The organism is Pseudomonas sp. LRF_L74 (assembly GCF_965644255.1).
Classification (GTDB): domain Bacteria; phylum Pseudomonadota; class Gammaproteobacteria; order Pseudomonadales; family Pseudomonadaceae; genus Aquipseudomonas.
This window is the reverse complement of the sequence record NZ_CBFFRH010000021.1, coordinates 1-21,940: the sequence shown is the minus strand read 5'-3', so window position 1 is coordinate 21,940 and position 21,940 is coordinate 1. Positions and strand designations below refer to the sequence as shown.

General features: G+C 62.2%; 23 protein-coding genes. 7 read left to right on the top strand and 16 right to left on the bottom strand.

The window, feature by feature from the left end; genetic code table 11:
• Positions 1-121: 121 nt before the first annotated feature.
• Together rpsI and rplM are read right to left on the bottom strand one after the other, a co-directional pair.
• Positions 122-514 (bottom strand): 30S ribosomal protein S9, encoded by a 393-nt coding sequence (gene rpsI, locus ACSZPK_RS26835; RefSeq protein WP_187807596.1) that lies wholly within the window; start codon positions 512-514, stop codon positions 122-124.
• Positions 515-528: 14 nt separating this feature from the next.
• A complete protein-coding gene (gene rplM / locus ACSZPK_RS26830; protein ID WP_437884660.1) occupies positions 529-957 on the bottom strand; it encodes a 50S ribosomal protein L13 in 429 nt (142 codons plus the stop codon).
• Positions 958-1,451: 494 nt separating this feature from the next.
• Here rplM and ACSZPK_RS26825 point away from each other — a divergent pair, with 494 nt between their 5' ends.
• Positions 1,452-2,381 carry a GlxA family transcriptional regulator gene (locus ACSZPK_RS26825; RefSeq protein ID WP_437884663.1) on the top strand — a complete coding sequence of 310 codons (930 nt, stop codon included), beginning with the start codon at positions 1,452-1,454 and terminating at the stop codon, positions 2,379-2,381.
• A 12-nt stretch (positions 2,382-2,393) separates the two neighbouring features.
• Here the strand turns inward: ACSZPK_RS26825 and zapE are convergent, their stop codons facing one another.
• From zapE to ACSZPK_RS26810, 3 genes are all read right to left on the bottom strand, one after another.
• Positions 2,394-3,488 carry a cell division protein ZapE gene (zapE, locus tag ACSZPK_RS26820; RefSeq protein ID WP_437884659.1) on the bottom strand — a complete coding sequence of 365 codons (1,095 nt, stop codon included), beginning with the start codon at positions 3,486-3,488 and terminating at the stop codon, positions 2,394-2,396.
• 104 nt (positions 3,489-3,592) lie between these two features.
• On the bottom strand, positions 3,593-4,942 hold the full coding sequence (locus ACSZPK_RS26815; protein WP_437884658.1) for a tryptophan--tRNA ligase: 1,350 nt from the start codon (positions 4,940-4,942) through the stop codon (positions 3,593-3,595).
• Between the two features lie 207 nt (positions 4,943-5,149).
• Positions 5,150-5,773: an alpha/beta hydrolase gene (locus ACSZPK_RS26810; RefSeq protein WP_437884662.1), complete on the bottom strand. Its 624-nt coding sequence runs from the start codon at positions 5,771-5,773 to the stop codon at positions 5,150-5,152.
• A 124-nt stretch (positions 5,774-5,897) separates the two neighbouring features.
• On the opposite strand from ACSZPK_RS26810, the gene ACSZPK_RS26805 reads away from it, so the two are divergent.
• Entirely contained in the window at positions 5,898-6,332 is a 435-nt protein-coding gene (locus ACSZPK_RS26805) for a YhcB family protein (RefSeq protein WP_437884657.1), read from the top strand.
• A gap of 201 nt (positions 6,333-6,533) precedes the next feature.
• On the opposite strand, the gene cysN is transcribed toward ACSZPK_RS26805, so the two are convergent.
• From cysN to ACSZPK_RS26790, 3 genes are all read right to left on the bottom strand, one after another.
• Positions 6,534-8,426: a sulfate adenylyltransferase subunit CysN gene (gene cysN, locus ACSZPK_RS26800; RefSeq protein ID WP_437884656.1), complete on the bottom strand. Its 1,893-nt coding sequence runs from the start codon at positions 8,424-8,426 to the stop codon at positions 6,534-6,536.
• A gap of 12 nt (positions 8,427-8,438) precedes the next feature.
• The gene (cysD, locus tag ACSZPK_RS26795) at positions 8,439-9,356 is read right to left on the bottom strand and encodes a sulfate adenylyltransferase subunit CysD (protein ID WP_437884655.1); all 918 of its coding nucleotides are present in this window, start codon (positions 9,354-9,356) and stop codon (positions 8,439-8,441) included.
• Positions 9,357-9,493: 137 nt separating this feature from the next.
• Positions 9,494-10,252, bottom strand: coding sequence for a Nif3-like dinuclear metal center hexameric protein (locus tag ACSZPK_RS26790; protein WP_437884654.1), 759 nt, complete (start codon positions 10,250-10,252; stop codon positions 9,494-9,496).
• Positions 10,253-10,363: 111 nt separating this feature from the next.
• On the opposite strand from ACSZPK_RS26790, the gene algW reads away from it, so the two are divergent.
• A complete protein-coding gene (algW, locus tag ACSZPK_RS26785; protein ID WP_437884653.1) occupies positions 10,364-11,530 on the top strand; it encodes a Do family serine endopeptidase AlgW in 1,167 nt (388 codons plus the stop codon).
• Here algW and ACSZPK_RS26780 read toward each other — a convergent pair whose 3' ends face one another.
• Positions 11,531-11,893, bottom strand: coding sequence for an antibiotic biosynthesis monooxygenase (locus tag ACSZPK_RS26780; protein ID WP_437884652.1), 363 nt, complete (start codon positions 11,891-11,893; stop codon positions 11,531-11,533).
• An 84-nt stretch (positions 11,894-11,977) separates the two neighbouring features.
• Here ACSZPK_RS26780 and soxR point away from each other — a divergent pair, with 84 nt between their 5' ends.
• Positions 11,978-12,460 carry a redox-sensitive transcriptional activator SoxR gene (soxR, locus tag ACSZPK_RS26775; protein ID WP_437884651.1) on the top strand — a complete coding sequence of 161 codons (483 nt, stop codon included), beginning with the start codon at positions 11,978-11,980 and terminating at the stop codon, positions 12,458-12,460.
• Positions 12,461-12,702: 242 nt separating this feature from the next.
• Here soxR and ACSZPK_RS26770 read toward each other — a convergent pair whose 3' ends face one another.
• The 5 genes from ACSZPK_RS26770 to ACSZPK_RS26750 are packed head-to-tail and all read right to left on the bottom strand — an operon-like array spanning position 12,703 to position 17,349.
• Positions 12,703-13,578 (bottom strand): ChaN family lipoprotein, encoded by an 876-nt coding sequence (locus ACSZPK_RS26770; protein ID WP_437884650.1) that lies wholly within the window; start codon positions 13,576-13,578, stop codon positions 12,703-12,705.
• 13 nt (positions 13,579-13,591) lie between these two features.
• Positions 13,592-14,359 (bottom strand): heme ABC transporter ATP-binding protein, encoded by a 768-nt coding sequence (locus ACSZPK_RS26765; protein WP_437884649.1) that lies wholly within the window; start codon positions 14,357-14,359, stop codon positions 13,592-13,594.
• Complete coding sequence (locus ACSZPK_RS26760) at positions 14,359-15,357, bottom strand: FecCD family ABC transporter permease (RefSeq protein WP_437884661.1); 999 nt, start codon at positions 15,355-15,357, stop codon at positions 14,359-14,361. The genes ACSZPK_RS26765 and ACSZPK_RS26760 overlap by 1 nt, the downstream gene beginning before the upstream one ends.
• A 32-nt stretch (positions 15,358-15,389) precedes the next feature.
• A complete protein-coding gene (locus tag ACSZPK_RS26755; protein WP_437884648.1) occupies positions 15,390-16,277 on the bottom strand; it encodes a heme/hemin ABC transporter substrate-binding protein in 888 nt (295 codons plus the stop codon).
• Between the two features lies 1 nt (position 16,278).
• Positions 16,279-17,349 (bottom strand): hemin-degrading factor, encoded by a 1,071-nt coding sequence (locus ACSZPK_RS26750; RefSeq protein ID WP_437884647.1) that lies wholly within the window; start codon positions 17,347-17,349, stop codon positions 16,279-16,281.
• Between the two features lie 521 nt (positions 17,350-17,870).
• Here ACSZPK_RS26750 and ACSZPK_RS26745 point away from each other — a divergent pair.
• Positions 17,871-18,194, top strand: a complete 324-nt coding sequence (locus tag ACSZPK_RS26745) for a Rieske (2Fe-2S) protein (RefSeq protein ID WP_437884646.1) — start codon at positions 17,871-17,873, stop codon at positions 18,192-18,194.
• A gap of 67 nt (positions 18,195-18,261) precedes the next feature.
• Here the strand turns inward: ACSZPK_RS26745 and sfsA are convergent, their stop codons facing one another.
• Together sfsA and ACSZPK_RS26735 are read right to left on the bottom strand one after the other, a co-directional pair.
• Positions 18,262-18,969 carry a DNA/RNA nuclease SfsA gene (sfsA, locus tag ACSZPK_RS26740; protein WP_437884645.1) on the bottom strand — a complete coding sequence of 236 codons (708 nt, stop codon included), beginning with the start codon at positions 18,967-18,969 and terminating at the stop codon, positions 18,262-18,264.
• A complete protein-coding gene (locus ACSZPK_RS26735) occupies positions 18,959-20,140 on the bottom strand; it encodes a pyridoxal phosphate-dependent aminotransferase (RefSeq protein WP_437884644.1) in 1,182 nt (393 codons plus the stop codon). Before ACSZPK_RS26735 ends, sfsA begins: the two co-directional genes overlap by 11 nt.
• 188 nt (positions 20,141-20,328) lie before the next feature.
• Here ACSZPK_RS26735 and dksA point away from each other — a divergent pair, with 188 nt between their 5' ends.
• Positions 20,329-20,772 (top strand): RNA polymerase-binding protein DksA, encoded by a 444-nt coding sequence (dksA, locus tag ACSZPK_RS26730; protein ID WP_437884643.1) that lies wholly within the window; start codon positions 20,329-20,331, stop codon positions 20,770-20,772.
• Positions 20,773-20,846: 74 nt separating this feature from the next.
• Positions 20,847-21,731, top strand: coding sequence for a tRNA glutamyl-Q(34) synthetase GluQRS (gene gluQRS / locus ACSZPK_RS26725; protein WP_437884641.1), 885 nt, complete (start codon positions 20,847-20,849; stop codon positions 21,729-21,731).
• Positions 21,732-21,940 lie beyond the last annotated feature (209 nt).

Genomic DNA, 21,940 nt, shown 5'->3' with positions numbered 1-21,940 from the left:
AAGTCACCAGTGCAGCCACCACAGCCGAACTGGTTGCGCTAACGCGCAACGCGCCATGCCTGGCGCACCGAAAAAAAACGCCCGGTCCTTGCGGAACCGGGCGCTTTTTGAAAGCAGCGAATTAACGCTTGGAGTACTGCGGACGCTTACGCGCTTTGCGCAGACCGACTTTCTTACGTTCAACTTCGCGGGCATCACGAGTGACGTAGCCAGCTTTACGCAGCGGGCTGCGCAGGCTTTCGTCGTACTCGATCAGGGCACGGGTGATACCGTGGCGGATCGCACCAGCTTGACCGCTGACACCGCCACCGAGAACGGTGACGTAGATGTCGAACTTCTCGGTGGTCTCGGTCAGCTCAAGCGGCTGACGCACGACCATGCGAGCGGTTTCGCGACCGAAGAAGGTATCCAGGGTGCGGTTGTTGATGGAGATCTTGCCAGTGCCCGGACGCAGGAAAACGCGTGCGGTTGCAGTCTTGCGACGGCCAGTGCCGTAATTTTGAGTCGCCGACATAATGAACTATTCCGTCAAATCTTCAGTTCTTGGGGCTGCTGAGCGGTGTGCGGGTGGTTAGCACCCTTGTACACCTTCAGCTTGCGATACATGTCGCGACCCAACGGGTTCTTCGGCAGCATGCCTTTAACCGCGGTCTCGATCACGCGCTCAGGGGCCTTGGCGATCAGCTTCTCGAAGCTGATTTCCTTGATGCCGCCCGGGAAACCGGAGTGCGAGTAGTACTTCTTGTCGGTGCTCTTGGCACCGGTCACACGAACCTGCTCGGCGTTGATGACGACGATGTAGTCGCCAGTATCAACGTGCGGCGTGTATTCAGCTTTGTGCTTGCCACGCAGACGGCTGGCGATTTCGGTGGCCAGACGACCCAGGGTCTGGCCTGCAGCGTCGACGACATACCAGTCGCGCTTAACTGTTTCCGGTTTTGCAGTAAAAGTCTTCATTCGCTATAGCCTCAGGGGCCGCCCTGAAAATTAAGACGGCGGATCTTACTGAATAGTGCTTGCCTTGACAAGGTCAAGACGGCCGGGAACAGACGCTATCGGGGGCTCGGGTCAGCGCGTCCGCTACGGCGGGGTTCGGTGGGCTAGGCATCCCCACCTTCTTTCTCGGACAGGCTAGGCATCCCCGCCAAGAAAGCCGCGGAATTATGCCGGTTATGACAGAAATAGCAACCCGATCCGGCGATTTAACTTGGCCCTGACGGCAAACACCTGGAAATCAGACGCCCAGCCATGCAGCGGGTTTGCACAGAGGAGGCGCTCGATCACTGGACAGCAAGCAGGAAAGATAAGACGATTCAGCCAGCAACTGACCGTTTAGCCACCTAAGAAGAACAATCGACATGTCGCTAAAACTCCCTTTCTTGCGTATCGGCATCCTTGCCGTGGAAGGCGTCTTCGCCGCCACGCTGATGCAGGCCCGTGACTTCTTTCACATGGCCAGCTTGCGCCACGCCAAAAATCAGGGACTGGGGCTCACTCCGGCATTCCAGATCCGCGTGATCAGCCCGGACGGCCAGCCGGTCAACAGCTTCAGCCAGGCGCTGATCCCGGTGGACGGCGCACTGGAAGATGCCGACATCGTTGTTCTGCCGGCTTTCTGGGGCGACTTCGACGTCCTGTCACGACGCCATCCCAACATCACACCCTGGCTTCGTGCCCTGCATGAGAAAGGCGCATCGCTCTGCGGTGAAGCCAGCGGTGTATTCTGGCTCGCTGCCGCCGGACTGCTCGACGGCAAGGAAGCAACGACGTACTGGCGTTTCTTCCGCGAATTCAGCGAGCGCTTTCCTCAGGTCCAACTGAACCAGGAAAAACACCTGTCGGATGCCGACAACCTGTATTGCGCCAGCGGCTTCACCTCCGCCAGCGACCTGTACATCTACTTGATCGAACGCTTCTGCGGCGCCGACATCGCCCAAGGCGTGTCCCGCGACATCCTTTACGAAACCCGCCGCAGCTACAGCCCGGGGCGCATCGGTTTCGGCGGCCAGAAGCTGCACCAGGACGTGGCCATCCTGCAGGTCCAGCAATGGCTGGAAGATCACTTCGCGGAGAAGTTCCGCATCGAAGACGTGGCCCGCGAGCACGGCATGAGCATTCGTAATTTCATGCGCCGCTTCCAGAGCGCCACGGGCGACAAACCGCTGCATTACCTGCAGCGCCTGCGTATCGAGACCGCCAAAGGATTACTCAGCAGTACACGCAAGAGCATCAAGACCATCAGCTACGAAGTCGGCTACGACGACTCCAGCTTCTTCGCCCGCCTGTTCCGTCAACATGCTGGCGTGTCGCCGAATCAATACCGGCAAGGGCAGCGGCAAGCATCAAGCGCTAAGCCGCAAGCCAAAGCACCAGGCTTGTAGCTTGCCGCTGCGTTAGGGCTTGTGCGGACGCGAGAGGAATTCGTGGGACTGCATTTCCAGCAGGCGACTGAGGGTACGCTGGAATTCGAAATTCAGGCGACCACCTGAATAGAGATCCTTGAGCTCGACTTCAGCCGAGATGATCAGCTTGACGTTGCGGTCGTAGAACTCGTCCACCAGGTTGATGAAGCGTCGCGCCATATCGTCCTTGGCTACGCCCATCTGCTCGACGTTGGCCAGGATCACCGCATGGAAGATCTTGCCCAGCTCGATGTAGTCGTTCTGGCTACGCGGACCATCGCACAGCTCACGGAACTCGAACCATGCCACGTCACCGCTGACCTTGCGCGCGGTGATCTGGCGATTCTCGATGGTCAGCGTCGCGTTCTCATCGATGATGCTGCCATCGGGCAGCAGGCTCTTGAAGCCCTTGTGCAGTTGCGCTTCGACCTCAGCAGTCAACGGGAAGTGGAACAGCTCGGCCTGCTCCAGGGCTCGCAGGCGGTAGTCCACGCCGCTGTCGACGTTGACCGTCTCGGTGTGCTCCTTGAGCAAGGCGATGGCCGGCAGGAAGCGCGCGCGCTGCAGGCCGTCCTTGTACAAGCCGTCCGGCACGATGTTGGATGTCGCGACCAGGCTCACGCCGTTCTTGAACAGCTCTTCGAGCAAAGTTGCCAGAATCATCGCGTCGGTGATGTCGGACACGAAGAACTCGTCGAAGCAGATTACCCGTGCCTCGTCGGCGAAACGCTTGCCGATGATGGTCAGCGGGTTCTTCTCCCCCTTGAGCGTGCGCATTTCCTCGTGCACGCGCTTCATGAAGCGGTGGAAGTGAGTACGCATCTTCTGTTTGAACGGCAGCGCGTCGAAGAAGGTATCGACCAGATAGGTCTTGCCGCGCCCGACACCCCCCCAGAAATACAGGCCTTTGATCGGCCCCTGGGGCTTTTTGGCGAAGAGCTTGCCGAACAGCCCACCCTTGCCGGAATCCTCCGCGACCAGATCATCGTAGAGGCGCTGCAGATGACGCACGGCGTTCTCTTGCGAGGCATCGTGAAAAAACTCGGGACGTTTCAGGTCAGCCTGGTAGCGCTCAAGGGGAGTCATAGACGGGAAATTCGGTAACAAAAACGGGGTCGTCACTTTAGCGACGGCCCCGTTGATTGGCAAATAACCTTATGGGTAATGGCATTTTCATGCCGCTCTACAGCTTATTCCTGCGGTTTCAGCGCCTCGCACACACTGGCGATCGCCACCTGAATGGCTGCCGCATCGGCGAACGCCGGGCTCTCGGCAACCACTTCGCCATCCAGATACACGGCAAAGCCGCTGTCCTGCTGGCGAATATCCAGTTCCTCAACGGATTGCAGGCGCTTGCTGGCCTGACCCGCCGCTTTGCCATCGGAGAAGGCACGAGAGAGGAACAACTGCTCACCGGCCGCGTCGAGCAGACGGAAGCGGAAGCTGCCATCGTCATCACGAAAGCTGACCAGGCGCGCCGACTTGACCGCCTTCTTCTTCGTCTCGCCAGCCACTTGCACCTGTTCGCGGAACGAACGCAGACCGACCGCTTCGCGCAGCTCGCCAAGGAACGGCGTGGCGATACGACGTGCCTTGGCGGCACCGGCCAGCAGGATATCTTCCAGGTCGGCCGGTCTGGCGATCAGTGCGGCGTAACGCTCGCGGGCTTCGCCCAGTTCGGCATCGAGCAGCTCGAACAGACGGTTCTTCGCCTCGCCCCAGGCCAGTCCACCGTGCAGTTCCTCGCGGAACGCGCGCTGCTGCTCTTGCGTGGAAAACGCCTGGTACAGGGTGAACAGGTGCGAGCCGTCGGTGTCCTTCGGTTCGCCGGGCAGGCGCGAGTCGGTGACGATCCTGGCGATGGCTTCCTTGAGTTGCTTGGACGAGCTGAACAGCGGAATGGTGTTGTCGTAGCTCTTGCTCATCTTGCGGCCATCGAGGCCTGGCAGGGTCGCCACCTCTTCCTCGATCACCGCCTCGGGCATGGCGAACAGTTCCTTGCCCTTGCCGAACAGGTGGTTGAAGCGCTGGCCGATGTCGCGAGCCATTTCCACGTGCTGGACCTGGTCGCGGCCGACCGGAATCTTCTGCGCGTTGAACATCAGGATGTCCGCCGCCATCAGTACCGGGTAGCTGAACAGGCCCATGGTCACGCCGGCATCGGGGTCTTCGCCCTGCTCGACATTCTTGTCCACCGACGCCTTGTAGGCATGGGCACGGTTGAGCAGCCCCTTGCCGGCGACGCAGGTGAGCAGCCAGCACAGCTCGGGAATCTCGGGGATGTCGGACTGGCGATAGAACGTGGCCTTGTCCACATCCAGCCCACAGGCCAGCCAGGTCGCGGCGATTTCCAGGCGCGAGCGCTGGATACGCGCCGGATCGTCGCACTTGATCAGCGCGTGGTAGTCGGCCAGGAAGTAGAACGAATCGACGTCCGAGCGACGGCTGGCGACGATGGCAGGACGGATCGCACCGGCGTAGTTACCCAGGTGTGGGGTGCCGGTGGTGGTGATACCGGTCAGGATACGGGTCTTGGTCATCTTCGGTTTCGCTTGTGGTGATCGGGCGGGCTGTGGCTGGCGGCTCGGTTCAGAACCTGTTCATGATCTCGTGAGCTAGAGATAAACGGTGGCGAAAACGGCTGAGGCACGCTCGGAGTCGCGCTCGACCTCACGTGTTGTAAGTGAGCATTCCGAAGGTGTTTCCAACGGCGTTTAGCCGACGCGCAGCAGATCGTGAACAGGTTCTCAGAGACGAGGCTGGACCAACTCCTTCAGCTCAGGCAGCTTGCCGTGAAAGAAGTGGCCGCATTCTGCCACTTTCAGTAGCTCATGGGCACGCGGCAACGCCTCGGCCCAGGCATAGACGGATTGTGGTTCGACCACCTCGTCCTGCTCGGGCTGGACGATGGTCAGGCGTACCTGCTCTGGCAGTGCTTCCGGCGGCTGCAAGCGATGCACTGCCGGAGCGATCATGAACAGGTGCCGTACCTCGCTGCCTTGACGCTCCAGACGCCCCGCCAGCGAGGCGGCGACGAAGCCGCCAAAGGAAAAGCCCAACAGATTCAGTGGCAATTGCGGGTGCTGCGCTTGCAACCATGCCGCAGCGGCCTGGGCATCGTCGACTTCGCCAGTGCCCATATCATGGCTGCCGGCACTGGCACCGACACCGCGATAATTGAAACGCAGGGTGGTGAAGCCCATGTCGCGTACCGCACGTTGCAAGGTCGACACCACCTTGTTGAGCATGGTCCCGCCTTGCACCGGGTTCGGATGACAGATCAACGCCACGCCGCGGGCATCGGGCACATCGAGATAAAGCGCTTCCAACTGGCCGCATGGGCCATCGATGGTTATGGGGGTTTCGCGGATCAACTGCAGGAACTCCGTGACCTCGGATCAGGTCGACACGTCTTGGTTAAGCACATCACACAACAGGCTCGAAGTGCGGTATATACGCTACCGTAAAGCAAAGCCTTATAGAGAGGAAGGACTCGTGGAACAGACGATAACGCCCTGGTTGATCTCCGCCATCGCCCTGCTGGCTGGTGTCGCCATCGGCTTCCTGCTGGCGCGCGCGCTGCCCAACGCTGCACCCAATCGCACCCAGCGCCAACTGGATGAAATGCAAGAGCGTTTCGATGCCTATCAGAGCGAAGTGGTGACTCACTTCAACACCACTGCCAACCTGGTGCGCAAGCTCACCCAGAGCTACCAGGACGTACAGGAGCATCTGTCCGAAGGTGCCAACCGCCTGGCCCTGGACGAACTGACCCGTCAGCGCCTGCTGGCTGCCCTGCATGCCGACGAAGGCAATGAAAAGCGCGAGCGCCTGACTCCGCCGCGCAACAATGAAATGCCCAAGGACTACGCGCCGAAGGACCCAAGTGGCGTCGGCACCCTGGACGAGAACTTCGGCCTGCGCCGCTGATCGCTACCGGAAATGAAGAGCCCCGCAATGCGGGGCTTTTTGTTGGGGGCCGTGCTGATAGAACCGACTCGGGACCACACGACTGAGCCGCAACGCCTCTTATTTTTCGCGCGCCATGCGCGCGAAGAGGCCCACAGCCCAAACGAAAAGCCCGCTTATCACCCAGAGGCGATAAGCGGGCTTTAGCTTGTGGCTTGAGACTTAGATGGCCCCGCGCGCCTTCAGCACATCCAGCACCAGCTTGACGCCCTCCTCAACCGACACCGACTGGGTGTCGATGATGATGTCGGCATCCAGCGGGATGTCGTACGGGAAGGACTCGCCCGGGATGTTGTCGCCACCGGCGGCATACAGACCTTGTGGATCGCGCTCGGCGCAAACACGTGGCGAAGCCTGGACGTAGACGCTGATCAGGCGTTCACGACCGATCAGGTCCTTGGCCTGCTCGCGGCCCTCCGCATCCGGCGCGACGAAGGCGGCGAGGGTCAGCAGGCCGGCCTCGTTGAACTGGCGCGCGACGTGGGCGGCACGCCGCCAGTTCTCGGTGCGACCGGCACGATCCTGTGGCAGGCCTTTGTTCAGGTCATGACGCAGATTCTGGCCATCGAGCACGTAAACCGCACGGCCCAGGTCGAACAGCTTGCGCTCCAGGGCATAGGCCAGGGTGCTCTTGCCCGCACCGGAGAGGCCGCTGAACAGCACGGTGGCCGGTTTCTGGCCGAAGCGCGCCGCACGTTCCTCGGTGGAAACGTGAGCGGTCTCGCCATGGTGACCGCCCGAGCCACTCGGCTTGGCGACGATCATGCCGGCGCCGACGGTGCCGTTGGTCAGGCGGTCGATGACGATGAACGCGCCGGTGGTGCGGTTGAATTCGTAACCGTCCAGGGCGATGGGCGCATCGAGGGCGATCCTGACCTTGCCGATCTCGTTGAGCTGCAGGCTGCTGGCAGCGCCCTGCTCCAGGGTATTCACATCGACGCGATGAACGATGCTGGCAATCGAGCCCGGCACATAGCTGGTGGCGCGCTTGATGTCGTACTTCTTGCCGGGGAGCATCGGCTCTTCGGCCATCCACACCAGCATGGCTTCGAAGCTGTCGATGACCTGCGGGCGGTTGTCGGCATGCACCAGCATGTCGCCGCGCGAGACGTCGATCTCGTCTTCCAACGTCAGGGTGATCGCCTGGCCCGGGCCGGCCTGCTCCAGCTCACCCTCATAGGTGACGATGGACTTGACCGTGCTGCCCTTGCCCGACGGCAGCGCGACGACCTGGTCACCCTTGCGCACGATGCCGCTGGCCAGGGTGCCAGCGAAGCCACGGAAGTTCAGGTTCGGGCGGTTGACGTACTGCACCGGGAAACGCATGTCGTCGAAGTTGCGATCAGCCGCGACTTCGACGGTTTCGAGGATTTCCATCAACGACGGACCGCTGTACCAGGGCGACTGCTCGCTCTTGTTCACGACGTTGTCGCCCTTGAGCGCGGACATCGGCACGAAGTGCAACGACGACGGCTTCAGCGCAATACCCTCGGCGAACTTCAGGTAATCGGCCTTGATCTGCTCGAACACGCCTTGGTCGAAGCCTTTCAGGTCCATCTTGTTGACCGCGACCACGATGTGCTTGATGCCCAGCAAGGAGGCGATGAAGCTGTGACGCTTGGTCTGGGTCTGCACACCATAGCGGGCGTCGATCAGGATGATCGCCAGGTCGCAGGTGGAGGCACCGGTGGCCATGTTGCGGGTGTACTGCTCATGACCGGGGGTGTCGGCGATGATGAACTTGCGCTTGGCCGTGGAGAAATAGCGGTAGGCGACATCGATGGTGATGCCCTGCTCGCGCTCGGCCTGCAGGCCATCGACCAGCAGCGCCAGGTCGACTTCCTCGCCGGTGGTGCCGGACTTCTTCGAATCGCGGGTGATGGCTTCCAGATGGTCTTCGTAGATCATCTTGGAGTCGTGCAGCAGGCGCCCGATCAGGGTGCTCTTGCCGTCGTCGACGTTGCCGCAGGTAAGAAAGCGCAGCAGCTCTTTGCGTTCGTGCTGGGCCAGGTACGCGAGGATGTCCTCGCTGATCAAATCAGACTGATGACTCATGATGCGCAACCCTTAGAAATAGCCCTGACGTTTCTTTTCTTCCATCGACCCGGCGCCGTCGTGATCGATCACGCGGCCCTGGCGTTCGGAAGTCCGGGTCAGCAGCATTTCCTGGATGATGTCGGTCAGGCTGGTCGCCTGCGACTCCACCGCGCCGGTCAGCGGATAGCAGCCGAGGGTACGGAAACGCACCATCTTCTTCTGGATGCGCGCCTTCTCTTCATCGCTGAGGTATTCGAGGATACGGTCGTCGTCGATCATGATCAGCGTGCCGTTCTTCTCGATCACATCGCGCTCGGCGGCGAAGTACAGCGGCACGATCGGAATCTGCTCCAGATAGATGTATTGCCAGATGTCCAGCTCGGTCCAGTTGGACAGCGGGAACACCCGGATCGACTCGCCCTTCTTGACGTTGCCGTTGTAGATGTTCCACAACTCGGGACGCTGGTTCTTCGGGTCCCAGCGGTGCTTGCTGTCGCGGAAGGAGTAGACCCGCTCCTTGGCGCGCGACTTCTCTTCGTCGCGGCGCGCGCCACCGAAGGCGGCGTCGAAGCCGTACTTGTCCAGCGCCTGCTTCAGCCCTTCGGTCTTCATCACGTCGGTGTGCTTGGCACTGCCGTGGGTGAAGGGGTTGATGTTCTGCGCGACGCCATCCGGGTTGACGTGGGTGATCAGGTCCAGGCCCATGTCCGCGACCATCTTGTCGCGGAAACTGTACATTTCCTGGAATTTCCAGCGGGTATCGACATGCATCACCGGGAACGGCAGCTTGCCTGGGAAAAAAGCCTTGCGGGCCAGGTGCAGCATCACGGCGGAATCTTTACCGATGGAATACAGCATCACCGGGTTGTCGAACTCGGCGGCCACTTCACGAATGATGTGGATACTTTCCGCCTCGAGCTGTTTCAGGTGCGTCAGTTTGTCGAGCATGGCTGGTCACGGCTAAATCAGAATGAATACGGCCTGCGGGCCGTGGACGAGGCGCGCACTCTAGCACAGCGCCCAATTCTCTTCAGGAAGCCCCATAGAACCAAAATGACTATGGATATTCCTTAATCGCAAATCGATCACACCGGGTTCGGTATGTCGACAAACAGGTGTTCGATGGCGAAGCGGCGCGCCAGGTAGTCGCCCAGCGCTTGCACACCGTACCGCTCGGTGGCGTGGTGGCCGGCGGCGATGAAGCTCACGCCATTTTCCCGGGCACTGTGAAAGGTCTGTTCCGAGGCCTCGCCGGTCAGGTAAAGATCGACGCCAGCGGCAATCGCCTTGTCGATGTAGCCCTGGCCACCGCCCGTACACCAGCCGATGCGCTGGACCATGCGTTCGCCCTCGACCAGCAGCGGCTCGCGGCCCAGTACGTCTTGTACACGACGGGCAAAATCCCGCGCGCTCAGCGGTTCGGCGAGGGAACCGAGCAGACCGACGATACGTGGATTATCGGCCTCCAGCGGCCCTTCCACCTCAATGTCGAGCTGGCGGGCGAGCTGCACGTTGTTACCGACCTCGGCGTGTACATCCAGCGGCAAGTGGTAGGCGAGCAGGCTGATATCGTGGCCAAGCAACGCCTTGAGGCGACGCTGCTTCATGCCGACCACACAGGCATCCTCGCCCTTCCAGAAATAGCCGTGATGGACCAGCAGCACATCGGCGTCGGCCTCGATGGCGGCATCGATCATCGCCTGGCTGGCGGTGACGCCACTGACGATCCGGCGCACCTGCGGGCGGCCTTCCACTTGCAGGCCATTGGGGCAGTAGTCGCTGATACGGGCGGCATTCAGAAAGCGATCAGCTTCCTCGACCAGGGTGCGCAAGGCGATGGCCATGAATATTCCTCACAAGGGTTTGCGGGGCGCTGTTTCTTCATCGTCGGCCCTTTATAATGCCGCCACCTTAAGGGCCCCCTCCAGCCCTCGCAACCCTAGGATTTCTGATCGATGCTCAAGGCACTGCGTTTCTATGGCTGGCCTCTGCTGGCGGGTCTGTTGTTGGCGGCGCTGATCATCCAGCGCTACCCGCAGTGGGTCGGCATGCCCAGCCAGGATGTGCACGTGCGCCAGGCGCCGCGCTACGGTTTGCTTCAGGACGGCCCGGTGTCCTATGCCGACGCGGTCAACCTGGCCGCGCCCGCCGTGGCCAATCTGTACACGACCAAGGTGGTGAACAAGAGCAAATCCAGCAACCCGCTGTTCGAAGACCCGGTATTCCGCCGCTTCTTCGGCGACAACCTGCCCAAGCAGCGGCGCATGGAGTCGAGCCTGGGCTCGGCGGTGATCATGAGCCCCGAGGGCTACCTGCTGACCAACAACCACGTGACGTCCGGCGCCGACCAGATCGTGGTGGCCCTGAAAGACGGCCGCGAGACACTGGCGCGGGTGATTGGCAGCGACCCGGAAACCGATCTCGCGGTGCTGAAGATCGACCTCGACAAGCTGCCTGCGATGACCCTCGGTCGCTCAGACCAGATCAAGATCGGCGATGTCACCCTGGCCATCGGCAACCCCTTTGGGGTCGGCCAGACCGTGACCATGGGCATCATCAGCGCAACCGGGCGCAACCAGTTGGGCCTCAACACCTACGAGGACTTCATCCAGACCGACGCGGCGATCAACCCGGGCAACTCCGGCGGCGCGCTGGTCGATGCCAACGGCAACCTGATCGGCATCAACACCGCGATCTTCTCCAAATCCGGCGGTTCCCAGGGCATCGGCTTCGCCATCCCGGTCAAGCTGGCCACCCAGGTGATGAAGGCGATCATCGAGCACGGCCAGGTGATCCGCGGTTGGCTGGGCATCGAAGTGCAAGCCCTGACGCCAGAGCTGGCGGAGTCCTTCGACCTCAAGGGACGTGCCGGTATCCTGGTCGCCGGCATCTATCGCGACGGCCCGGCGCAGAAAGCCGGCCTTCAACCGGGCGACCTGATCTTGACCATCGGTAGCGAACCGGCCGTCGATGGCCGCCGCTCGATGAACCAGGTGGCACAGACCCGCCCTGGCGAGAAGATCCCGATCGAAGTCCTGCGTAACGGCAAAACCATCCAGCTCTCGGCAGAAATCGGCGTACGCCCACCACAGAATACGGCGCCGGCCGCACCGGAGCAGTGATCAGCGCCCTGTCAGTTGGCAGTACAAGGCGCTGCCAGCGCTACGGGCAAGGCCGCTCACAGTCTGGAAGGTAGAAAAGCTCACGCCGCGGGCAGCATGCCTGCGTAGCAGGTCGACGAAAGGCTCGCGGCTCAAGCTGTCCAGCGCCGCTTCGCAATCCTGGCGGGATTGCCATTGCAAGCACTGCAAGACGCGGCGGCCGTCGTCACTGGCCTGCACGCTCGCCGCCAGCAAACCATCGTGTGACGCCACCAGGCGTTCGCTACGCAAAGTCAGCGCCTCGACCAGTCCCTGCTGGAAAGGCGGCGGCACATCGAACTCAATCAACTGGGTGAACCATAACCGACCGGTAGCCGCCATCATGAATGCGCTCCTTGATCCCGTGCTTGTGATGCGTTGCCCGGCACGGTAAAACCTCCAGTTAACTAGAGGTCAAGAGTGTTGTTAATGGCAGGGCAGGATCGACCACCCAAGGTACTCAGCGTCGGGCAGTTGGCAGAGCGCAGCGGCGTGGCAGTGACTGCGCTGCACTTTTATGAGAGCAAGGGGCTCATTTACAGCACCCGCAACGCAGGTAACCAGCGCCGCTACAGCCGCGACATGCTGCGCCGTGTGGCGGTGATCAAGATCGCCCAGCGCCTGGGACTACCGCTCGCGACCATCCATCGCGCCCTGCAGCAACTGCCCACGGATCGCGCGCCTACCGCGGCGGATTGGCGTCAGCTTTCGGCGCAATGGCGCGAAGACTTGAGCCAACGCATAGAAAAACTCACGGCACTGCGTGACCAGCTCGATGGCTGCATTGGCTGCGGCTGCCTGTCACTGGACAGTTGCCCACTGCGCAACCAGCAGGGCGAACTGATTCCACGCAGCAAGCCGGGGACAAAACTGATCGATCCCGAAGAAGCGCCGGAGCAGCGCTGGAGTTGAAACACACGTTCCGCTCCTGAGTCAGGGCAAGTGGCTGGTTCGAGGCAAAAGCGCCCCCTCAATCTTGCCGCAACGGCCGTCGTTAGCAGGCCGTTGAAAAACGTAGGCGAGGCAGGATGGCCGAGGCAAAAACCACCGAAAAAGCGCAGTTTACGTATTGTAAATGAGCATTTTGACCGGGCTGGCGATCCAGGCGGTTTTTAACGAAGGCCAGCCAACGCAGGTAGTTTTTCAACGGCCTGTTAGTGGCGTAACTCGGCACAGTGATCTTCAGCAGGCTGTGCGGCGGTGAACCAGACGTAGTCTGCTTCATCGGACGCCACCGTCGAACCGACTTCAGCGAGCAGCAGAACAGAGGCGGCTGACTGTGCGCCCACATCCTGCAAATGCAGTGGCAAGCCCAGGTCCTTGCGCGCATGAAACGCACCAGCGACCAGCAGCGCGGGTGTCGGGGCTTCGAGTAGCCGCTGGGCCATACGTCGGTCACGTTGCAGCTGCACTGCGAGCATCGCCGGCAGTTGGTTTTCTGGCAGGAGATTGCAGTGCGACGTTCGGATGTCGTCGAGCAGTCGCGCGCGAACCTGTGTCGCGTTCGACGCTGTACCAGCCAATTTCGGCTGCGAACGATAGATCGCCATCACCTCCTGACGGCTCAGGTCCGCCGCCAGCAACGGATAAGGCTGGCGTAGCGCATGCATGACCAGAGGTCCGTAGAGCGACCAAGCCCAGCCCCGCTTCCAGGCCAAAGCCTCAAATGGATCGGCCAGCGCTCCGCCGCCAGCCTGCACAGCCGCGACCCGCGACTGTTGATCATCGCTGAGCATCTCCAGCAGCAGGCTGCCCTGGCCGCGCTGTCGCTCCAGCTCACGCAGCAGCCAGAGCTCCAGGGCATGGTGGTCGGGATTGTCGTGCTGCTCGCCGACCACTACACGCGGCGCTACGGCCAGGCGCTCGACCAGTTCTGCGGGCGTCAACACGCGCCCGCTCGACAGCTCGCGGATCACACCGAGTTCTGCATGGTCGCGTCGATCCGGGCTCTGCCAGGCTGGCGGCGGCGACACCGTCGTATGCTGGCAGGCACTCAGCAGTATCAGCGTGCACAACAGCAATCGGCGCATGGCCCAACTCCTTTCAGCGGGTGATGATCAGCGGGTGGTCGCGCTCGGGGTGACGCTGCACCAGCACCTCAAGGCCGAAAACCTGCCTCAGTGCAGCCGGGGTCAGGGCTTCGGCGGCCGTGCCGCAACTGTGTGCGCGCCCCTCGTGCAGCAGGAGCAGACGGTCGCAGTAACGTGCCGCCAGGTTGAGATCATGCAGGATCACCAACACCGCACAGCCATGACCCGCAAACTCGCGCACCGCCCGTAACGTAGTGTGTTGATGCAACGGATCGAGGGCAGAGGTCGGCTCATCGAGCAATAGGGTGAGACCGCCGCCACCCGGCCAGAGCTGGGCGAGTACCCGCGCCAGGTGCACACGCTGACGCTCACCGCCGGAAAGCTCCAGGTAATTGCGCCCGGCCAGGTGGGAGGCATCGGCGGCGGCCAGCGCCTGGGCGATCACCTCGGTGTCCCGCAACAGACCGGTGGCATGGGGTAGACGTCCCATGCCCACTACGTCCTCGACGCGGAAAGCGAAATTCAGCGTCGAGGCCTGTGGCAGCACCGCGAGTTGTCGTGCTCGCTCTGCGCCTGGCCAATCCGCCAGCGCCCGGCCGTCGAGACTCACCCGGCCAGTGGTGGGCTGCAACTCGCCTGCGAGCGCACTGAGCAAGGTACTCTTGCCTGCGCCATTCGGGCCGAGGACACCCAATACTTCGCCAGGACGGACCTGCAGGTCGATGGCCGAGAGCACCTGCTTGCCCCCACGGTGGACGCTGATGTTCTCGGCACACAGCATCAGGCACGTCCCCGCAGCAGCAGATAAAGAAAGAACGGCGCCCCAATCAGGGCAGTGACGATGCCGATCGGCAGTTCCGCAGGCGCGAGGATCAGCCTGGCGACCAGGTCGGCGAACAGAATCAGGCTGGCCCCGGCCAACGCCGCAGCCGGCAGCAGGACACGATGATCCGGCCCGGCAGCCAGGCGGATCAGGTGCGGCACCACCAGGCCGATGAAGCCGATCAGCCCTGCCGCCGCCACCGCCGCGCCAACGCCAAGCGCCGTGCACAACACCAGTTCGCGCTTGAGCCGCTCGACCTCGATCCCCAAGTGGCGAGCCTCTGACTCGCCGAGCAACAACGCATTCAGCGCCTTGGCCCGACGCGGTAACCACAGCACCACGAACAGGGTTACCAGCAGCAGCGGCCACAGGCGCGCGTAACTGGCGCCATTGAGGCTGCCGAGGTTCCAGAACGTCAGGCTACGCAGGGTGGAATCGTCGGCCAGGTAGGTGAACAGGCCGACGCCAGCCCCCGACATGGCCGTGAAGGCCACACCGGCGAGCAGCATGGTCGCCACGTTGGTCTGTCCGCCGCGTCGGCCAAAGCGATAGACCATCGCCGTGACCAGCAGGCCACCGACAAAAGCGCAGCCAGACAACAGATAAGGCTCCCAGGCCTGTGGCACGCCGCCGGCCAGGCTGCCACCGACAATGGCCAAGGCCGCGCCCAGTGCCGCGCCGCCGGAAACGCCGACCAGGCCCGGATCGGCCAGTGAATTGCGGAACAACCCCTGCATCGCCACCCCAGACAACGCCAACACCGCGCCTACAGCCAGGCCGAGCAAGGTACGCGGCAGGCGAATCTGGCTGACGATCAGTTCGGCGCGGGCCAACCCCTCCCCCTCGACCGGCAGGCCGAGCAAGCGCAGCAGCGCGAGCAGGGTATCGCCCAGCGGCAGGCTGACCGGCCCCAAGGCCAGGGACAGCCAGACCGCAAGTACCAGCAAGGCGCCCATTGCCAATAGCAACGGGCGCGGACGTACGAAGGTCATTGTTTACGTTCGGCGGCCAAGGGCGGCTCGGCAGGATAAAACGCAGTGGAAAGAGGTGCCAGGCTGTGTGGTAGGCGTGGGCCGAGCCCGCCAACCAGCAGGGTTGGATCGAGCATGACAATCCGCCCATCGCGACCAGCGGCGGTCTGCCTGATCACCGGGTTCTGTTGCAGGAACGCCTCGACGGCGCCCGCGCCGGGCTGGGTACGATCAGACAAAAGCACCACCTGCGGATCGAGTGCCAGGATCGCTTCACTGGAAAGCGGTTTGTATCCCTGATGCTCGGTGAGGTTACGACCACCGGCCTGCTCGATCATCCAGGCGGCCAGAGTGTCCTTACCGGCGGCCATCGGGCTGCTGCCGGCATGGCCGAGCAGCATCAGCACGCGCGGCGCCTCGCCTTTTTTCTTCGCCTGGGAAACCCATTCGGCCTGACGCTGCAGATCAGCCTGATAGCCATCGAGGGCCACACGGGCCTTGTCCGGCTCGCCAAGCAATTCCCCCAGACGCCGTAGATTGCCTTCCAGAGCCTTGAGGGTCGGCGCGGCAGACAGGATTTCGATGCGTACGCCGGCGGCCTTCAATTGGGCGAGCACCGGCGGCGGTCCCATCTCCTCGCTGCCGAGCAGAATATCCGGCTTCAGTGCCAGCACGCCTTCGGCAGACAGGGCACGCTGGTAACCGACGCTGGGCAGCTTGCGCAGCGACTGCGGGTGCTGGCTGGTGGTGTCCACGCCGACCAACCTGCCCTCGCCACCCAGTGCAACCACCCATTCGCTGAGGGAGCCACCGGAACTGACCCAACGCTGCGGCAGCGAATCAGCAACGGCAGCCTGCCCAGCCAGCAGGGCGATGCCCAGGGAAATAGCTTTGAGAAATCGCATGTCAGGCCTCCAGTGCCTCGAATGATTCAGCCAGCGCGCGCCAGTCAGCCCGCTCCGCGATGCCCGGCTTGCGGGCGCCGAACAGTTGCACGATCAGCTCGCCCTGTGCATCGAAGGCCTCCCACGAGGTGATCACACCGTCGCTGCTGGGTTTGCGCACTCGCCACAGCTCGGTGACGCCACGCATGTCCAAATGCAGATTGAATGCGGGGTCGAGCACATTGAACCAGTCGTCCATCCAGCGCAGGTCATTCACCGGGCCGGTATGAATCTGGATGCAGTGGGCATTGCCAACGAACACCATGATCGGCAGTTGCCCGCTTGCCGCGCCTTGCAGAAGTTTCGGCAGATCGGTGATGGCCAGCGGCTCGGCCCATTCACGCCCGGCCAGGCGCATTGCCTGGGTACGGGCGACTTCATGGCGCCGTAACAGGGCGAAGAAATGGTGGGTATCCTGCAACTTCCCCCAATCCTCGCGCAGTGCCTTGGCATCGACCTCAGCATCGGCGCGCGGCGCCGTGCGCACTGGCGCGGCCAGCAGATCCAGCGTGGCGTCCTGGACATCATCGCGCAGGCGCTCGAGCAGAACCGGCCAGGCATCGACGTCGCTGCGTTCGGTGAGATAGACCTTGTGCACCGCAACGCCCTGCTGGTCGAACACCTGGATGCTGCGAAGAATGCCGCGCTCGCTGCTCTCCTCCAAAGCGAACGCGCTGGCCCAGCCAGACAGGAACAGGCGCAGGTCGATATCGGCCGAAACCACCAGCCCCATGCGCCCACCACCGCCCAGGGTGACCTCGCGGTAAACGCCCTTGCGCTCATGTACGCAGTGCTCGTTACGGGTAAGCGCCATGATCTCGCCAAGGCTTTCCAGGGCCGGCAACAACACGCCCCAGTCCGGACGCAGGCGCAGCGTGTCGGTACCCAGGCGGCAAGCGGTCAGTTGCGCCTCGCTGACGCCGAGCTGGCGAGCCGCATCGCGTGCCCGCACATGAGGTCGCTCGCAGCGCAACGCCTGCCATTTCTGGTAGAGCCCGCCGGCCTCCGTTGTTTCATCGGTCATTACTGCCATTCCTCGCCTCTCGCCTTAAAGCAGCTCGTGAGGGTAAGCAAGCGTCTCTCTGAACGAAAGCATACAAGCATTAACCAATCTTAATTATCACAAAATCCTCTTTGCATATCAGACGCATTATCACTTTGGCGTTCGTATTTTCATTCGCCTGCGACATGGCAGAAGAAATCCGCCTGTCGATCAATCCCCCCTCCCGCTCCGCACTTGCCTGGCGCTGATCATTCTCAGCCCTACCCTGGCCATGCCTCGGAAATCAGCGGCGCGGTATCGACGGCCCCCTACGGCCAAAGCGCTGCACGGCAACTTCACCAACGAAAGCGCCGACTACCCAGGTGATCGCGGAAACCAGTAAAGGCGTGGAACTGGGGCTGCACGGCCACTTCGACCGGCGTTCGCAACCGGGGCGCAACGCCTCGATCAACGTGGCCTGGGACATCTGACCCGCTCAGGCACACGGATGTGCCTCACTGCCCGGCAAGCCCTTATTGCGGGATAATCCTGGCTCAACCCAGGAGACCAGCATGATTCGCCTCTGCGCCCCAGGCCAGCTCGCTGAAGCGCAGAGCCGGGGCTTCTCTCTAGACGAACGACGACTGATCGCCGTGCGCAAGCACGGCGAGGTCTTCGTCTACCACAACCGCTGTCCACATCGTGGCGTGTCGCTGGAATGGCAAGCCGACCAGTTCCTCGATCCCAGTGCCAGCCTGATTCGCTGCGCCCACCATGGGGCACTGTTCCTGATCGATACCGGCGAATGTGTTGCCGGTCCATGCGAGGGACGCTCGCTGAAGCGGGTCGCCAGCCTGGAAGACGGCGAAGGCATCTGGATCGAAGCCGATGCGTAATGAGGCAAGGCGCCTGAAATAAGCCGAGGCGAAGGTCTCGCTTCACCCAACGCCCCACGAATCGACATCAGAGCACCACCTCCAGGCGCCGAACCAAGCTGATTTCCTGGGGCGTGATATCCACGCCGTAGGCCAACACCTCTACCCCGGCTGCCACAGCCTCACGCAAGGCAGAAGCATAAGCCGGATCGATTTCGCTGGCCGGACGTACCGCCTCGATATCCGCCAGGCAGACACAGTACAACTGCACCGCGCGCGCGCCGCTGCGCGCCAGGGTTGCCAGCTCCCGCAGGTGCTTCGCGCCCCGCTCGGTCTTCGCATCGGGGAACGCCGCCACCACGTTGTCGGCATAGCCGAGGGTCACGCTCTTCACTTCGACGAAAGCGGCCTCGCCAGCGTATTCCAGACAGAAGTCCACGCGGCTGCGTTCCTGGCCATAAGGCACCTCGCGACGCAATCCGTCGAAACCCGCCAGCTCGCGGATCAACCCAGCCCGCAGTGCCTCCTCGACCAAACCGTTGGCGCGGGCGGTATTCAGACAGGCCAGGCGCCCATGGGGCGTTTCGCCCAGCTCCCAGGTCCCCGGCAACTTACGCTTGGGGTCGTTGGAGCGGCTGAACCAGATCCGACAGCCATCGCTCATGCAATTGAGCATCGAGCCGGTGTTCGGGCAGTGAATGGTCAACAACTCTCCCGACGCGGTTTCGATATCGGCCAGGAAGCGTTTGTAGCGCCTCAGCAGGCGCGCCTCTTCAAGGGGAGGGTCAAAGCGCATCGGGCCTCCAGCTCTGCAAGCCGCGAGCGATACGCGCCACCGCCTGCTCGAGGCGCGGCAGATCCTGGGTGTAGGCAAAACGCACATGATGGCTGGCCTGGTGACGGCCAAAATCAAGGCCCGGGGTGAACGCCACATGCTCGGTTTCAAGGAAGTGCTGACAGAAGGCAAACGCATCGCCACCGAATGCCGAGATATCGGCATATAGATAGAACGCCCCCTTCGGCTCTACTTCGATGTTGAAACCGAGCGTCCGCAGCGCCGGCAACAGGTAGTCGCGACGCTCGGCGAAGGCATGCCGGCGTGTCTCGAGAATCTCCAGGGTAGCCGGCTCGAAGCAGGCCAGAGCCGCATGCTGGGCAATCGTTGGCGCGCTGATGTACAGGTTCTGCGCCAGTTTCTCCAACTCGTGCACCGCCGTCGGCGGCGCCACCAGCCAGCCAAGGCGCCAACCGGTCATGCCGAAATACTTGGAAAAACTGTTGAGGACAAAAGCGTCGTCGTCCACTTCCAGCACGCTGCTCGCGTCGCAACCGTAGGTGAGACCGTGATAGATCTCATCCACCACCAGATGGCCACCGCGCGCCTTGAGCGCTGTCGACAAGGCCGCCAGCTCATCGCGTTGCAGCAACGTACCGGTCGGATTGGCTGGCGAGGCGACCAGCGCACCGACACTATCGTGATCCCAGTAGCGCTCGACCAAGTGCGGCGTGAGCTGATAGCGGCTATCGGCACCGACCGGCACCAGTTGCGCAGCCCCCTCGACCAGGCGCAGGAAATGCCGGTTGCACGGGTAGCCAGGATCGGCCAGCAGCCAATGCTTGCCGGGATCAACCAGCAGGCTCGCAGCCAGCAGCAACGCACCTGAACCGCCGGGAGTAATCAGCACGCGCTCGGGGTCGATATCAATCGAGTGGCGCTCGGCGTAGAACCCGGCGATGGCCTCACGCAACTGTGGCAGGCCGCGCGCCGCTGTATAACGGGTGTGCCCGGCAGCCAGTGCGGCCTGCCCGGCGGCGACGATCGGAGCAGCAGTGGTGAAATCCGGCTCGCCAATCTCAAGGTGGATGACATCGTGTCCGGCGCCTTGCAGTTCGTTGGCTCGTGCCAGCAGCGCCATGACGTGGAAAGGTTCGATCGCGCGGCTGCGCGCACTCCAGGGGTGGGCCATGTGGCCTGTCCTTTATATGAAAGAAAGCAGGGATTCTAAACAACTGGATATCGACACGGTAACAGAGGGGAGTAGCGCCCCCGGAATTGATCTGGTAAGTTCGCCGGCTTGCAGTCGCAGGCCGGCCTCGCCGGAAAAGGAACCGATCCTGCGCAGTGGATCAGAGAGATAGTGAGAGGCGGTCATCCATGCCCACCAAAGCGAATACCAATAACGGCAATCTGGCACGTGGCTTCGAGCCCTATCAGGAAAAGAAGGGCGAGGAGTACATGAGCGAGCCGATGCGCGCTCACTTCACCTTCCTGCTCAACAAATGGAAGCTCGAACTGATGCAGGAGGTCGACCGTACCGTGCACCATATGCAGGACGAAGCGGCCAACTTCCCGGACCCAGCTGATCGTGCCAGTCAGGAAGAAGAGTTCAGCCTCGAGCTACGCGCTCGTGACCGCGAGCGCAAGTTGATCAAGAAGATCGACGAAACCTTGCAACTGATCGAAGACAATGAGTACGGCTGGTGCGACTCCTGCGGTGTCGAAATCGGCATCCGTCGCCTGGAAGCACGCCCGACCGCGACCCTGTGCATCGATTGCAAGACCCTCGCGGAAATCAAGGAAAAGCAAATCGGCTCCTGATTCCGAGACCCCGTCTCATTTCTGGCCGATGAGTGGCCTGGCTCGGCCAGGCCGTTCTGCATGGCCTGTCACAGATGACTAGCACTTATACCGGGCGTTTCGCGCCCACACCCAGCGGTTTCCTGCATTTTGGCTCGCTGGTCGCCGCCCTCGCCTCCTACCTCGATGCCCGTCATGTCGGCGGCCGTTGGCTTTTGCGCATGGAGGATCTCGATCCTCCACGGGAAGTTCCCGGCGCTCAGGATGCCATCCTCAATACCCTGGAAACCTATGGCTTCGAATGGGACGGCCCGATAGAGCGCCAGAGCGACCGTCTTGAGGTCTATGCCGGTGTGCTACAGCGCTTGTTCGACCAAGGCCTGGTATATGCCTGCACTTGCTCGCGCAAGCAGCTCGAGGGCTACCACGGCGTTTATCCGGGCTTCTGCCGCCTGGCAGGATATTCACAGGATGACACTGCACTGCGCATACGCGTGCCACAACTCGAATATCGCTTCATCGACCGGGTGCAAGGCGAATTCTCTCAACACCTAGGCCGAGAAGTGGGGGACTTCGTGGTTCGTCGTCGCGACGGTCTCTACGCCTATCAACTGGCTGTCGTACTGGACGATGCCTGGCAAGGTGTTACCCACATCGTGCGTGGCGCCGATCTCCTCGACTCCACACCGCGCCAGACCTATCTGCAAGAACTGCTGGGCTTCAGCCTGCCACGCTACCTGCACGTTCCTTTGATCATCCAGCCCGACGGCCACAAGCTGGGCAAGAGCTACCGCTCCCCTCCCCTGCCCATGGACCTCGTCTCACCACTGCTGACCCGCGCCCTACGCGCCCTCGGCCAATGCCCTCCCAGCGAGCTGAATAATGCCTCGCCCAGAGAGCTCCTCGACTGGGGCATTCTCCATTGGGATACAGCCCTCATCCCTCGCAGCCGGACACTGGCGGAATCACAGTTGAAGTGAGCCGCCCTCAGGAATCAGCGTGGCGTCCAAGCGACTTGAAATACAGTTGATAGCGCTGATGACATGCCGGACCGAATCTTAGTGACCTTTACGTAAAATCCGCACGCCTGGCGTCTATAAGATGCAGAGGCAGCATGATAGCGATCCGAAGCTGATCCCGACAGTAGCGCCGCAACAGGCCCGTTGGCTGATATTTTCCCTCGCCCAAA